This window comes from Curvibacter sp. EU05-FHT14A10 (assembly GCF_058791075.1).
In genome coordinates this window covers 196,140-211,032 of record NZ_JBYTDE010000009.1, presented here as the reverse complement: position 1 = coordinate 211,032, position 14,893 = coordinate 196,140, and the positions used below count along the sequence as shown (strand labels likewise).

Sequence of the window (14,893 nt, the reverse complement as noted above, 5' to 3'; positions counted from 1 at the left end):
GAAAGTGAATGCCCCGCCCATGTCCGAACCCTCTCTTCGACCCAGCGTCTCCTACCGCCCAGACATCGACGGCCTGCGGGCCATTGCGGTGCTGGCGGTGCTGGTGTTCCACCTGCACGCCAGCGCCCTGCCGGGCGGCTTTCTGGGCGTGGATGTGTTCTTTGCGATCTCGGGCTATGTGGTGACCGGCTCGTTGCTGGGCCAGCGCGGATTGGGGTTCTGGCGCCTGATCGGTGAGTTCTATGCCAAGCGCTTCGCCCGCATCTTGCCGGCGCTGTGCGGAGTCCTGCTGGCCACTGCCCTGGGCGCCTCCTTGCTGGTGCCGCAGTCCTGGCTCAGCGAGCTCAGTGACAAAACCGGCCTCTACGCCTATCTGGGCTTGAGCAACTGGGTGATGCAGTCGAATGCAGACACCTACTTTGCCCCACGGGCCGAATTCAACCCCTACACCCACACCTGGTCGTTGGGCGTCGAAGAGCAGTTCTATCTGGTGGCGCCGCTGCTGATCTATGCCTTCATGCGCTGGGGGCAACAAGGGGCCCGCGCGCGCGTGCTGGCCTTGGGTGTTGCCAGCATCCTGTGCCTGGCCTCGCTGGCCTACTTTGTGCGACAAAGCAGCCGCCAGCCCGATGTGGCGTTCTATTTCATCGCCTGTCGTTTCTGGGAGCTGGGTTTGGGCATGCTGCTGCGCTTTGCGCATCAGGTCTGGCCGCCGCAGCCGGCGCGCACCACACCCGGGGCTTTGATGAGTGCCAGTCTGCCCTGGCTGGGTCTGGCGGGCCTGGCTGCTACGCTGGTGGGGGCCCGACCCGGCCCTGAGTCCTGGGTCTGGAACGGCCTGGCGGTCCTGGGTGCCATCCTGGTCATCCAGGCCGGCGCCACGGCGCGGGGCCGCCTCAGCGATCGCACCTTGGGCAGTGCCGTGCCGGTCTGGCTGGGCAAGCGCTCGTATTCGATTTACCTTTGGCATTGGCCGGTCTGTGTGCTGCTGCGTTGGACGGTGGGTCTGGACAGTGTGCTCACGCTGGCGGCAGGGGCCTTGCTGACCCTGCTGCTGGCGCTGGCCTCGTACCGCTGGCTGGAGGTACCGCTGCGTCACAGTGCCCGCCTGGAGGCCCGGCCGGTCTGGGCCCGCATCTTGATCTTTGCGCTGTTCCCTCTGTTGGGCTACCAGCTCAGCCACACTCTGTTTCGTCACCGCAACGACCTCAGCCTGAGCACGGTGGCGCGCCATGCGGTGGACTGGTACGCCGGCAGCCAGATGCCCTACGTCAATCCGACCCAGCGCAATTGCCAAGTGGTGATGCACTCCGAAGGGCTGGCCGGCGGGGTTGAGCACAGCTACCAGGCCAGTGCCTGTCAGACCCCGGCCCGGCGGCAAACCGTGAATGTGATCGGTGACTCGCATGCCGGCGCTTACCTGCCCATGCTGGAGCAACTGAGCGCTGACACCGGGGTCCGCGTGCACCTGTACACCTTCCCGAGCTGCCCCTTCCTGGATCTGAGTCAGCCCCAGGGGCGCTACCGCGATCCGGGTTGCCTGGCGTTCAGCCAGCAAGTGGTGAAAAAGATCGCCGACGAGAGCCGGCCCGGTGATCTGCTGTTCATGCCCAGCCTGCGCATGCCGCGCTATGGCGACCAATGGGCCAGCTTCAACATTCCCGACATGCGTGAGCGCATCTACAACGCGGCGGCAGAAAAAGACCGCGGCGAGGCCTTGGCCGAGGCCCCGGGCTGGCTGTTGCCGCTGGCCCAGCGCGGCCTGCGCCTGATCTTCGAGGCCCCCAAGCCGATCTTCCAGGCGCCCACCTTCCGCTGCGCCGATGCGTTCAACCGGCACAACCCGATCTGCGTGGGCGACAACCAGCAGCCGCGCAGCACCCTGTTGGATCTGCGCGCACCCGTGCTGGCGGGCATGCAGCGCTTGAGCCAGCAGGTGCCAGGCCTCAGCATTTGGGACCCGCTGCCTGTGCTGTGCCCAGGCGAGGTTTGCAGCAGCCTGCGCGACGGTCGCCCCCTGTTCTTTGACGGCGACCACCCCAGCGCCTATGGCAACTGGGTGCTGTACCCCGATTTCAAGCGGATGATCCTGAGCTTGCCCGAGGCGGCGCCTGCCCCTTGAGCGGGCCTGGGCGTTGAAGGCGGGCGACAATCCTCCGATGCTGCATGCCAATCGCCTCTCGCCACGCCCTGCCCTGTCTCGACCCCTGTGGGCATTGAGCCTGGGCGCAACCCTGTTGTTGGCCGCCTGTGCCAGCCGCCCGCCCGAATCCGCGCCGACCTCGGCCGCTCCGGTCACGGCCAACCCGGCTGCGCCTCAGGTGGCGGCTCCGCCTGCTCCGGGTCCCGGCGCTGCCAACCCCGAGGCGGGCTTTGCCCGTTGGGTGGAGGGCTTCAAGGCCTCGGCGCGGCGCGCCGGCATCAGCGAGGCCACGCTGCATGCGGCCTTCGACGAGGTGCAGTTCCTGCCCCAGTTGATCGAACTGGACCGGGCCCAGCCCGAGTTCAACCGCCCGGTGTGGGACTACCTGGACCGCGCCGTCACCCCGCAGCGCGTGACCAATGGGCAGAAAAAGCTGCAGCAGGTGCGGGCCGAGGCCGATGCGGCGGCAGCGCGTTACGGCGTGCCGGCCAGCATCCTGGCGGGCTTCTGGGGCATGGAGAGCGACTTCGGGCGCAACTACGGCAACACCTCGGTGATCGATGCCCTGGCCACGCTGGGCTACGAGGGCCGGCGCGAGGCCTGGGCCCGGGGTGAGTTGCTGGCCGCGCTGAAGATCCTGCAAAACGGCGACATCGACCGTTCCCACATGATCGGCTCCTGGGCCGGGGCCATGGGCCAGACGCAGTTCATGCCTTCGATTTTTCTGGCTTATGCCGTTGATGCCGACGGTGACGGTCGCCGCGACATCTGGGGCAGCATGGCCGACGTGATGGCCTCCACCGCTAATTTTGTGGCTCATTCGGGCTGGCAGCCCGGGCAGCCCTGGGGCGGCGAGGTGGTGTTGCCGCCCGGTTTCGATCTGGCCCGAGCCGATGGCGAGTTCAAGCAGAGCAGCGATCAATGGGCCGCCGAGGGCCTGCGCGGCCCGGGTGGCGCACCCTTGCCCGTGTTGGCCCAGGCGGCGGTCTTTCTGCCCGCAGGCGCGCGTGGCCCGGCCTTTCTGATCGGGCCCAACTTCAAGGTGATCCTGCGTTACAACAATGCCACCAGCTACGCCTTGGGCGTGGCTCTGCTGGCCCAGCAACTCGATGGGGGCCCGGCGGTGCAGGCCGCCTGGCCCCGCGATCTGCAGCCGCTCAGCCGCAGCCAGACCCGCGCCCTGCAAACCGCCCTCAACGAGCGCGGCTTTGACAGCGGCACCCCCGACGGCCTGATGGGGCCGGCCACGCGCGACGCCGTGCGCCGCTACCAGCGCAGCGCGGGTCGGGTGCCCGACGGCTACCCCACGCTGGAGCTGCTGCAGGGCTTGCAGCCCTGATCAGTCCGTCAGCTTGACGGAAGTTGTCCGCCAGATTTTCTCGGCGTACTCGGCAATCGTGCGGTCCGACGAGAACGGTCCCATGCCGGCCACGTTGCGCAGCGCCATGCGGTTCCAGGCTTCGGGTTTCTGGTACAGGGCGTCGACCTTCTCCTGCGTGGCCACGTACGAGGCGTAGTCGGCCAGCAGCATGTAGTGGTCGCCCCAGTTCACCAGCACGTCGTAGATGGCCTGGTAGCGGTGCGGCTCTTCGGGGCTGAAGCGGCCGTCGCGGATGGCCTCCAGCACCCGCTGCAGCTCGGACTTGCCGGCCAGCACCTGGCGCGGCTGGTAGCCCTGGCTGCGCAGGGCGGCCACCTCGGGTGTGGTGTTGCCGAAGATGAAGATGTTCTCCGGACCCACCGCCTCGCGGATCTCCACGTTGGCGCCGTCGAGCGTGCCGATGGTGAGTGCGCCGTTGAGCGACAGCTTCATGTTGCCCGTGCCCGAGGCCTCGGTGCCGGCGGTGGAGATCTGCTCCGACAGGTCGGCCGCCGGGATGATCAGCTCGGCCAGGCTCACGCTGTAGTTGGGCACGAACACCACCTTGAGCAGATCGCCCACGGCCGGGTCGTTGTTGACGGTGCGCGCCACGTCGTTGATCAGCTGGATGATCAGCTTGGCCATGTGGTAGGCCGAGGCGGCCTTGCCCGCGAACACCACCACCCGGGGCACTTTGACGGAGCCGGGCTGCTCGATGATGCGCAGGTAGCGCGTGACCACGTGCAACACGTTGAGCAGTTGGCGCTTGTATTCGTGAATGCGCTTGATCTGCACGTCGTACAGTGCATCGGCCGGCAGGGCCAGGCCCATGTGCTGCTGCACCCAGGTGGCAAAGCGCTGCTTGTTGTGCTGCTTGGCGTTGCGGAAGGACTGCAGCAGGATGGGGTCGTCCAGCCGGTCTTTGAGCTGGCCCAGCAGGTTCAGGTCGCGCCGCCAGCCCGGGCCCACGGCGCCGTCCAGCACGCTGGCCAGGGCCGGGTTGGCCTGGGCCAGCCACCGGCGCTGGGTGATGCCATTGGTCTTGTTGTTGAAGCGCTCCGGCCACAGGCGGGCGAAGTCGGCAAAGATCGATTGCGTCATCAGCTCGGAGTGCAGGGCCGACACGCCATTGACCGAGTGGCTGGCCATCACCGCCAGGTAGGCCATGCGCACGCGGCGTTCGCCGCCTTCGTCGATCAGTGACACGCGCCGCATCAGGTCGGTGTCGCCGCCGTGGCGCTGCGCCAACTGGCCCAGGAAGTAGGCATTGATGTCAAAGATGATCTGCAGGTGGCGTGGCAGGACGCGGCCCAGCATCTCCACCGGCCAGGTCTCCAGGGCCTCGTGCATCAGGGTGTGGTTGGTGTACGAGAACACCCCCTGGCAGATGCGCCAGGCGTCGGCAAACGGCACGTGGTGCACGTCCAGCAGCAGGCGCATCAGCTCGGGCACCGCCAGCACCGGGTGGGTGTCGTTGAGGTGGATGCTGACCTTGTCCTTGAGCTGGTCGAAGGTGTCGTGACGCGCCAGGTAGCGGCGCAGCAGGTCTTGCACGCTGGCGCTGCAGAAGAAGTACTCCTGGTGCAGGCGCAGCTCGCGGCCCGAAGGGGTGGAGTCGTCGGGGTAGAGCACGCGCGACACGTTCTCGGAGTGGTTCTTGCGCTCCACTGCCTCGAAGTAATTGCCCCGGTTGAAGGCGCCCAGGTCGATTTCTTCGGTGGCCTTCGCCGACCACAGCCGCAGCGTGTTGGTGGCCTGGGTGCCAAAGCCCGGAATGATGGTGTCGTAGGCCATGGCGCGCACGTCCTGGGTGTCGACCCATTCGCAGCGGTCACCATGGCGCAGCACGTGGCCGCCGAACTGCACCCGGTACACCACCTCGGGGCGCGGAAACTCCCAGGGATTGAGGTTGTTCAGCCAGTAGTCGGGTACCTCGACCTGGCGCCCGTCGACGATGGTCTGGCGGAACATGCCGTAGTCGTAGCGGATGCCGTAGCCATAGCCGGGCACGCCCAGCGTGGCCATCGAATCGAGGAAGCAGGCGGCCAGCCGGCCCAGGCCGCCGTTGCCCAGGGCGGCATCGGGTTCGAGTTCGGCCATGGCTTCGATGTCCAGGCCCAGCTCGGCCAGGGCGGTGCGCAGCGGCTGCTCGATCTCCAGCGCGATCAGTGCATTGCTGAAGGTGCGGCCGATCAGGAACTCCATCGACAGGTAATAGACGTTCTTCACGTCCTGGGCCGCCTTGGCGCGGGTGGTGGTCATCCAGCGCTCGACCAGCAGGTCGCGCACCGTGTAGGCCGCAGCGTTGAGCCAGTCCACCGGGCGGGCCGTGGCCGGGTCCTTGCCGACGGTGAACATCAGCTTGTTGGCGATGGCACGTTTGAGCGAGGCCGCATCGTGCTGCGGCGCGTCGTAGTCGAAGACGGACGGGGTGTGGGTCATGGCTGTCTTTCGCTATCAGAAAGGGGCGTGGGTGGGTCGGGCCGCCGTGTGCAGCAAGAGGGTGCGCCCCGGTTCAGGGCTTCAGCAGGGACTGGTACAGCGCCACATAGTGCCGGGCCGACTCGTCCCAGCCGCAAGCACGACGCATGCCTGCCTGGCGCACCTGGGCCCAGGCCTTGGGTTGCCGGTACAGCGCAAAGGCGCGGCGCAGGGCGTGGCGGTAGGCGGCCTCGGAGAAATCGTGGAACACAAAGCCGTTGGCGCTGCCGTCGTCCAGGGTGGCCAGGTCGGCATCCACCACCGTGTCGGCCAGGCCGCCCACGGCCCGCACCAGGGGCAGGCTGCCGTACTGCAGGCCGTACAGCTGGGTCAGGCCGCAGGGTTCGAAGCGCGAAGGCACCAGGGTCACGTCGGCGCCGGCAAACACCCGGTGGGCCAGGGCCTCGTCATAGCCCAGGTGCACCGCCACGCGCCCGGGGTGGCGCTGGGCCAGCAGGGCAAAGGCGTGTTGCAGCTCGGGGTCGCCGGTGCCCTGCACCAGCAACTGGCCACCGGCGGCCACGATGTCGTCGCCGCCGGCCAGCACCAGGTGCAGGCCTTTTTGCTCGGTCAGCCGGCTGACCACGCCGAACAGCGGTGCCCCGGGGTGGGGGTCGAGCTTCATCTCGTGTTGCAGCGCCGCTTTGCACGCGGCCTTGCCGTCGGCCTGGTCGGCTGTGTATCGCTGGGCGATCAGCGAATCGGTGGCAGGGTTCCAGACGGCGGTGTCGACCGCATTGAGGATGCCGCTGAGCACGTCACGCCGGTGGCGCAGCAGGCCGTCGAGCCCACAGCCCTGCTCGGGCTGCTGGATCTCGTGGGCGTAGCTCGGGCTCACGGTGGTGATGCGGTCGGCAAAGTGCAGACCGGCTTTCATGAACGAGATCTGGCCGTGGAATTCCAGGCCTTCCACCCTGAAGAAGTGAGCCGGCAGGCCCAGCTCTTGCAGGTGGTGGGCCGCGAACACGCCCTGGTAGGCCAGGTTGTGCACGGTGTACACACTGGGCACCGGCCGGCCGGGCCAGGTGTGCAGGCAGGCGGCGGCGAGCCCGGCATGCCAATCGTGGCCATGCACCAGCTCGGGCCGCCAGGCCGGGTCCAGGCCGTGTGCAAGGTGGGCCGCAGCCCAGGCCAGGGCGCCGAAGCGGCGCGCGTTGTCGGCATAGGGCCGGCGCTCAGCGTCTTCGTAGGGGTTGCCGGGGCGGTCGAACAGGCCGGGGGCGTCCAGCACATAGGCCTGCAGCGGCCCGGCCGGGGTGGGCACGGCGGCCAGGGTGCCGCGGCGCAGGTGGAGCCGCTCGCCCCAGGGGGCATCGAAGTGGCCCACCAACGTGTCATCGCTGAGGCCGGCTCGGATGGCCGGAAAGCCCGGCAGCAAGGCCCGGGGTTCGACGCCGGCCGCCACCAGGGCCGAGGGCAGGGCCCCGGCAATGTCGGCCAGGCCCCCGGTCTTGAGCAGGGGGAACAGTTCGGCACTGACTTGCAGGATGCGCATGGTGGGGTCCTTCCGGGCGTTCGGGGGCATTCTCGGGTTTCAGGGCTTGGGCTCGGTAGCCGCCGGTTCGGCCGCCAGACGCGCCAGCATGGTGCGGGTGACCAGCACCACGCCATTGTCCGTGCGCTCGAAGCGCTGCGCGTCCAGCACCGGATCTTCGCCGATCACCAGCCCCTCGGGCAGCACACAGCCCCGGTCGATCACGGCCTTGCGGATGCGGCAGCCTCGGCCCACGGTGATGTTGGGCAGCAGCACCGCCTGGTCGATCTCGCAGAACGAATGCACCCGCACGCTGGAGAACAGCACCGAGTTGCTGACGTGCGAGCCCGACACGATGCAGCCACCCGACACCATGGTGTTGATGGTCTGGCCATGGCGCCCCTCGGCGTCCTGCACGAACTTGGCCGGTGGCAGTTGGCGCTGGCTGGTCCAGATGGGCCAGTCGGTGTCGTAGATGTCGAGCTCGGGGGTGACCGAGGCCAGGTCAAGGTTGGCCTCCCAGAACGCATCGATGGTGCCCACGTCGCGCCAGTAGGGCTGGGCCTCGGGCGAGGTCGACACGCACGACAGTGAGAACGGGTGCGCCTGGGCGCGGCCCTCACGCACCACACGCGGGATCACGTCCTTGCCGAAGTCGTGGCTGGACTCAGGGTTGGCCAGGTCTTCCTCGAGCAGGTCGTACAGGTATTGGGCGTTGAACACGTAGATGCCCATGCTGGCCAGCGACACCTGGTCGTTGCCGGGCATGGCGGGCGGGTCGGCGGGTTTCTCGACGAAGTCGGTGATGCGCCGTTGCGCATCCACCGCCATCACGCCAAAGGCACTGGCCTCGGCGCGGGGCACCTCGATGCAGCCCACGGTGCAGCCGGCGCCGCTGTCCACGTGGTCTTTGAGCATCAGCGAGTAGTCCATCTTGTAGACGTGGTCGCCAGCCAGCACCACCACGTACTCGGGGCGGCTGGACTGGATGATGTCCAGGTTCTGGTAGATCGCGTCGGCCGTGCCGCGGTACCAGTGCTCTTCATCCACCCGCTGCTGGGCGGGCAGCAGATCGACCATCTCGTTGAGCTCGGCGCGCAGAAAGCTCCAGCCTCGCTGCAGGTGGCGCAGCAGCGAGTGCGACTTGTACTGCGTGATCACCCCGATGCGGCGGATGCCCGAGTTGACGCAGTTGGACAGCGCGAAATCGATGATGCGGAACTTGCCGCCGAAATACACCGCCGGCTTGGCACGGCGGTCGGTCAGCTGCTTCAGGCGTGAGCCACGGCCGCCGGCCAGCACCAGCGCGATCGTGCGGCGCACCAGCATGTGGGGTTGTTGCAGTCGGTCGGCAATCAGGGCCGCCTGCTGGCTGTGGGTGTCGTTCATCTCGGTCTCCTTGCTGTTTTGTCGGTGTGTCTTGGTCAGGCGGCTTCAAGGGCCTTCAGGTGGTCACGGTGGGCTGCTCCATGCCGGTGAAGTGGCGCACCCGGGCCAGTTCTTCGGCCAGGGCGATCAGAGGGGCCAGGGCCTGCTGGGCGTCCAGTCCGTGGCGGGCCGGATCGGCCTCGTGCCGCTCCAGGTACAGGCGCAGGGTGGCCCCTTCGGTGCCAGTGCCCGAGAGTCGGAACACCAGGCGCGAGCCATCGCTGAGCACGATGCGCATGCCCTGGCGCTGGCTGATGCTGCCGTCGACCGGGTCGGTGTAGGCGAAGTCGTCAGCCAGTGCGATGGTCAGCGGCGTGGCAAAGCCGGCCACGCTGCGGCCCGGCAGGGTGGGCAGCTGCTCGCGCAGGCCCTGCATCAGGGCGTCGGCGCGCTCGCTGGCAATGCCCTCGTAGTCGTGGCGCGAGTAGAAGCAGCGGCCGTCGGTGCGCCACAGGGCCTGAACCAGCTCGGGCACGGTCTGGCCGGTGGCAGCGATCAGGTTGAGCCAGAACAGCACGGCCCACAGGCCGTCTTTTTCGCGCACGTGGTCCGAGCCGGTGCCATAGCTTTCTTCGCCACACAGGGTGGCCCGGCCGGCGTCCAGCAGGTTGCCGAAAAATTTCCAGCCGGTGGGGGTCTCGAAGCACGGGATGCCGAGGCGGCGCGCCACCCGGTCGACGGCGGTCGAGGTGGGCATGGAGCGTGCCACGCCCTGCAGCCCGCGGGCATAGCCCGGCACGCGGGTGGCATGGGCGGCCAGCACGGCCAGGCTGTCCGAGGGCGAGACCGCGAAGTCCCGCCCCAGGATCATGTTGCGGTCAGCGTCGCCGTCCGAGGCTGCGCCCATGTCGGGCGCATCGGGCTGGGCCATGTGCTGCACCAGGTCGGTGGCGTTGACCGGGTTGGGGTCGGGATGAAGGCCGCCAAAGTCCTCCAGGGGAACGGCATTGACCACCGTGCCTGCAGGCGCGCCCAGCTCGCCTTCGAGCAGCGCCCGGGCGTAGGGGCCGCCGACGGCGTTCATGGCGTCGTAGCGCAGCCTGAAGCCCGAGGCGAACAGGGCCCGGATGGCGTCGAAGTCGAACAGCTCTCGCATCAGGTCGGCGTAGGTGGCCACCGGGTCGATCACCTCGACCACGGTGTGGTGCAGGGTGTGGCTGCCCAAGGTGTCCAGCGGCAGGTCGGGGCTGTCCAGGCTGTGCAGGGTGCTCACTTCCAGGCTGCGGCGGTAGATGGCTTCGGTCACGCTCTCGGGGGCCGGGCCGCCGTTGCCGATGTTGTACTTGATGCCGAAGTCGCCGTCGGGCCCGCCCGGGTTGTGGCTGGCCGACAGCACGATGCCGCCGCTGGCCCCGTGGTGGCGGATCACGGCGCTGACCGCCGGGGTGGACAGGATGCCGCCCTGCCCCACCAGCACACGAGCGTAGCCCTTGGCTGCCGCCATGCGCAGAATGGTCTGGATCGCCACCCGGTTGTGGAAGCGTCCGTCACCGCCCACGACCAGGGTCTGGCCGCTGGCATCGGGCAGCACGTCAAACAGGGCCTGCACGAAGTTGTCGAGGTAGCGGGCTTGCTGGAACACGCTGACCTTCTTGCGCAGGCCCGAAGTGCCGGGGCGCTGGCCTGGGTAGGGTTGGGTGGGCTGGGTGGTCAACGGGGGCATGGCGACGGGGTCTCCTGAAAACGTGGGCATCAAGATGGGTCGGCCAGCAGCAGCGCGAGGCTGCCTGCGGCCAGCGAGTACGGGCTTGGCACCGGGGTGCCGGCGGCGTTGAGGCGGTCGGTCTCAGTATCGAGCGCGAGCCGCCAGGGCGCGGCGCCGGGCAGGCAGAAATCCAGCGCCTGCGGCCCGGGGTTGAGCAGCATCAAGACCGCTGTGGCGCGCGGTGCACGGTCGCGTGGCGGCTGCAGCAGAAGCATCAGGCTCGCGCCGCCGGGCTGGGCCCAGTCGGCATCGCCCAGGGGCTGGCCCGCGGGGCTGAACCACCGGGCCTGGGGGCCGGGGCCCTGCCCATCGTGGCGCCACCAGCCGACCGCTTGCAGCGGCCCCAGCTGACGGCGCAAGGCCAGCAGTTGCTGCACAAAGCGGCACAGGCTGGTGTCGGCCTGCTGCCAGTCAATCCACGACATGGGGTTGTCTTGGCAGTAGGCGTTGTTGTTGCCCTGCTGGCTGTGACCCAGTTCGTCGCCGGCCAGCAGCATGGGGGTGCCCAGCGACAGGCCCAGCAGGGCCAGCAGGCTGCGACGCTGCAAGGCGCGCCGTTGCAGTACCTCGGGCTGATCGGTGTCGCCTTCCACCCCGTTGTTGGTGCTGAGGTTGTGGCTGTGGCCGTCGCGGTTGTCTTCGCCATTGGCCTGGTTGTGCTTGTGCTGGTAGCTGACCAGGTCGCGCAGGGTGAAGCCGTCGTGCGCGGTGATGAAGTGGACGCTGCTGTGCGCCGGCCGCTGGCCGAACTCGGCGCTGGAGCCGGCCAGCCGGTGCGCCAGCGCGCCGCGCGTGCCGGTGTGCAGCAGCCACTGGGCGCGCATCTCATCGCGGAAGCGGTCGTTCCACTCCAGCCAGCCGCTGGGGAAGCCGCCCAACTGGTACCCGCCGGGGCCGATGTCCCAGGGCTCGGCAATCATCAGGCGTTGGCGCAACAGCGGGTCTTGGGCGATGGCGGACAACAGCGGGGCCTGCGGGTTGAAGCGGCCTTGCTGCCCGATGGGTTCGCGCGCCAGCACCGGGGCCAGGTCGAATCGGAATCCGTCAACCCCGAACTCGCCTACCCAGCGGCGCAGGCTGTCCATCACCAGGCGCAGGGCCAGCGGCTGGTTCAGGTCCAGGCAGTTGCCGCAGCCGGTCCAGTTGACGTAGCGGGCCGGATTGGCGGGGTCGAGTTGGTAGTAATGCCGGTTGGCGATGCCGCGCAGCGAGAGCGTGGGGCCGAGTTCGTCGGTTTCGGCGCTGTGGTTGTAGACCACGTCCAGCACCACCTCCAGGCCCGCTGCGTGCAGGGCTTCGACCATGGCGCGGAACTCGGTGCGCGGGCTGCTGCCGGGGCGGCCGCTCCAGTAGCGGGTTTCGGGGGCGCTCCAGCCCACCGTGCTGTAGCCCCAGTGGTTGCTCAGCCCCAGGGCCTGCAGGCGCGCCTCATCGGCCCTGAAGGCCACCGGCATCAGGCTCACGGTGGTGATGCCCAGGGCCTGCAGGTGGGCGATGCTGGCCGGGTGGGCCAGGCCCGCATAGGTGCCACGCAGGGCGGGTGGCAAGGCCGGGTTGAGGGCGCTGAAGCCCTTCACATGCAACTCGTAGATGACACGTTGGGCCGGGTCGATCTGGGGGCGCGGCTGCTGCAGCGGCGGCAGGTCGGCCACCACGCGGGCCTTGAGCGCGGTGGCGCCATTGTCCAGCGGGCAAGGGCGGCCGGTGGGCATGCCCTCCACGCGCTCGTCGCCCTGGTGCAGTGCACTGCCGTCGTAGCGGCCCAGCACCTCGCGCGCCCAGGGGTCGAGCAGCAGTTTGGCCGGGTTGAAGCGCAGGCCTTGCTCGGGTGCCCAGGGGCCGTGCACGCGCCAGCCATAGATCAGGCCGGTGGCTTCTGGCGCGCTGCAGGGCAGCAGGGCGTGCCACACGCCGCCGGTGGCGTCGCGGGTGTCGGGGCTCAGGGCCAGACGGGCCGTTTCGTGCCGGCCCTCGGGGTCGTACAGGCACAACTCGACGGCGCTGGCCTCGGGGGCCGTCAGGGCAAAGTGCACCCCACCGGGCACCAGGCTGGCGCCCAGTTCTGCCGGGGCAAGGTGGGGGGGCAGCGGCGCGAAGTTCATGCGCTCGGCGCTAGCACGATGCAGGCCAGCGGGGGCAGGTTCAGGGTGATCGACTGGGCCCGTTGGTGCATGGGCACGGTCTCGACCGGGCCGGGCTGCAGCGGATGGTCGCTGCCGCCGTACACCCCTTGATCGGTGTTGATCAGCGCGCGCCAGGCTCCGGCCTGCGGTAGACCGATGCGGTAAGCCGGGCGTGGCACCGGCGTGAAGTTGCACACCACCACCACGGGGGCACCACTGCGCGAGCGGCGCATGTAGGCGATCACCGACTGGCTGGCGTCGTCGTGCGAGAGCCACTCGAAGCCCGCCGGATCATGGTCGAGTTCGTGCAGTTCGGGGTGGGCGCGGTAGCTCAGGTTGAGGTCGCGCACCAGGCGCTGCATGCCGGCGTGCCCGGGCTGTTCCAGCAGGCTCCAGTCCAGGCTTTGCTCGTGCTGCCACTCGTGGCCCTGGGCGATTTCGCAGCCCATGAACAACAGCTTCTTGCCCGGGTGGGTCCACATGTAGCCATAGAGGGCTCGCAGATTGGCCAATTGCTGCCAGCGGTCGCCCGGCATCTTGGCCAGCAGCGAGCCCTTGCCGTGCACCACCTCGTCGTGTGACAGGGGCAGCACAAAGTTTTCGTCGAAGGCGTAGACCATGCTGAAGGTGATCTGGCCCTGGTGGTGCCGGCGGTGTACCGGGTTGTGTTGCAGGTAATGCAGGGTGTCGTGCATCCAGCCCATGTTCCACTTGTAGTGAAAGCCCAGGCCGCCGCCTTGCAGATCGGCGCTGGGCGGGCGGCTGACACCGGGGAAGGCGGTCGATTCTTCGGCCAGGGTGATGGCGCCGGGGCGCTGCACGCCCACGGTGTGGTTCATCCAGCGCAAGAACTCGATGGCTTCGAGGTTCTCCCGCCCGCCATGGCGGTTGGGCAGCCACTGGCCGGGCTGACGGCTGTAGTCGCGGTACAGCATCGAGGCCACCGCGTCCACGCGCAGCCCGTCGATGCCGAAGCGCTCCAGCCAGTACAGCGCATTGCCCACCAGAAAGTTGCGCACTTCCAGGCGACCAAAGTTGTAGATCAGGGTGTTCCAGTCCTGGTGAAAGCCTTCGCGCGGATCGGCGTACTCGTACAGGTGGGTGCCGTCGAAGCGGGCCAGGCCATGCGCATCCGACGGGAAGTGCGCCGGCACCCAGTCGAGGATCACGCCCAGGCCGGCGGCGTGGGCGGCATCGACGAAGTATTGAAAGTCTTCGGGGCTGCCGAAGCGCGAGGTGGGCGCGAACAGCCCGATGGGCTGGTAACCCCAGGAGCCATCAAAAGGGTGCTCGCTCACCGGCAGCAGCTCCAGGTGAGTGAAGCCCAGGTCGCGGGCGTAGGGCACCAGGGTGTCGGCCAGCTCGCGGTAATTGAGCCAGCGCCAGCCGTCTTTCTTGCGCCACGAGCCCAGGTGCACCTCGTAGATGCTGATGGGCTGGTCGAACTGGTTGGCCCGGGCCCGCTCGGGGGCCATGGGCCGGTGGGCGGGCAGGCCCTGCACCACGCTGGCGGTGGCGGGGCGCAGCTCGGCCCGCAGGGCAAACGGGTCAGCCTTCTGCAGCCGACTGCCGTCGGCCCCCAACACCTCGAACTTGTAAAGCGCACCGGGGCCGACAGCGGGCAGGAACAGCTCCCAGATGCCGGCTTCGCGGCGCAGGCGCATGGGGTGGCGGCGGCCATCCCAGTGGTTGAAATCGCCCACCACCGAGACACAGCGCGCATTCGGCGCCCACACGGTGAAGCGTGTGCCGGCCACGCCCTCCAGCGTGACCGGGTGGGCACCCAGGCATTCCCAGGGGCGCAGGTGGCGGCCCTCGGCCAGCAGCCACAGATCGAGTTCGCCCAGCAGCAGGCCAAAGCGGTAGGGGTCATCCAGCAGCTGTTCGACCGGTGCGGCGTCCCCCTGCCCGGGCCAGCGTACCTGCAGCCGGTAGTCGGGCGGCGGGTTGTCAGGGCCTGCGGGGCCCAGGTCGGCGGCCCAGACCGCGCTGTCGCCCAGGCGTTGCAGGGCCTGAATGGCCTGCCCTTCGGGGTGGTTCATCAGGGTGACGGCCTCGGCCCCCGGCTGCAGGGTGTGCAGCCACCAGTGGGCGCCGCGCTGGCGCAGGCCCAGCGCGCCGAAGGCGTCGGGGTGGCGGGCCTCCATCAGTTGCGCCAGTTCTTCTTGGTTCAGCATGT

8 protein-coding genes are annotated in these 14,893 nt (G+C 68.7%); 2 read left to right on the top strand and 6 right to left on the bottom strand.

The window, feature by feature from the left end; all coding sequences use genetic code 11:
- Positions 1–19 precede the first annotated feature (19 nt).
- Both AC3WUT_RS18820 and AC3WUT_RS18815 read left to right on the top strand, forming a co-directional pair.
- On the top strand, positions 20–2,122 hold the full coding sequence (locus AC3WUT_RS18820) for an acyltransferase family protein (protein ID WP_492348607.1): 2,103 nt from the start codon (positions 20–22) through the stop codon (positions 2,120–2,122).
- A 37-nt stretch (positions 2,123–2,159) separates the two neighbouring features.
- Positions 2,160–3,482 (top strand): lytic murein transglycosylase, encoded by a 1,323-nt coding sequence (locus AC3WUT_RS18815; protein WP_492348606.1) that lies wholly within the window; start codon positions 2,160–2,162, stop codon positions 3,480–3,482.
- Here the strand turns inward: AC3WUT_RS18815 and AC3WUT_RS18810 are convergent, their stop codons facing one another.
- From AC3WUT_RS18810 to glgB, 6 genes are all read right to left on the bottom strand, one after another.
- A complete protein-coding gene (locus AC3WUT_RS18810) occupies positions 3,483–5,945 on the bottom strand; it encodes a glycogen/starch/alpha-glucan phosphorylase (RefSeq protein WP_492348605.1) in 2,463 nt (820 codons plus the stop codon).
- A 73-nt stretch (positions 5,946–6,018) separates the two neighbouring features.
- Entirely contained in the window at positions 6,019–7,479 is a 1,461-nt protein-coding gene (gene glgA, locus AC3WUT_RS18805) for a glycogen synthase GlgA (protein ID WP_492348604.1), read from the bottom strand.
- 39 nt (positions 7,480–7,518) lie between these two features.
- On the bottom strand, positions 7,519–8,847 hold the full coding sequence (gene glgC / locus AC3WUT_RS18800) for a glucose-1-phosphate adenylyltransferase (protein ID WP_492348603.1): 1,329 nt from the start codon (positions 8,845–8,847) through the stop codon (positions 7,519–7,521).
- Between the two features lie 55 nt (positions 8,848–8,902).
- Positions 8,903–10,549, bottom strand: a complete 1,647-nt coding sequence (locus AC3WUT_RS18795) for an alpha-D-glucose phosphate-specific phosphoglucomutase (protein ID WP_492348602.1) — start codon at positions 10,547–10,549, stop codon at positions 8,903–8,905.
- 29 nt (positions 10,550–10,578) lie between these two features.
- Entirely contained in the window at positions 10,579–12,693 is a 2,115-nt protein-coding gene (gene glgX / locus AC3WUT_RS18790; protein WP_492348601.1) for a glycogen debranching protein GlgX, read from the bottom strand.
- Positions 12,690–14,891: a 1,4-alpha-glucan branching protein GlgB gene (glgB, locus tag AC3WUT_RS18785; RefSeq protein ID WP_492348600.1), complete on the bottom strand. Its 2,202-nt coding sequence runs from the start codon at positions 14,889–14,891 to the stop codon at positions 12,690–12,692. The genes glgX and glgB overlap by 4 nt, the downstream gene beginning before the upstream one ends.
- Positions 14,892–14,893: the final 2 nt, after the last annotated feature.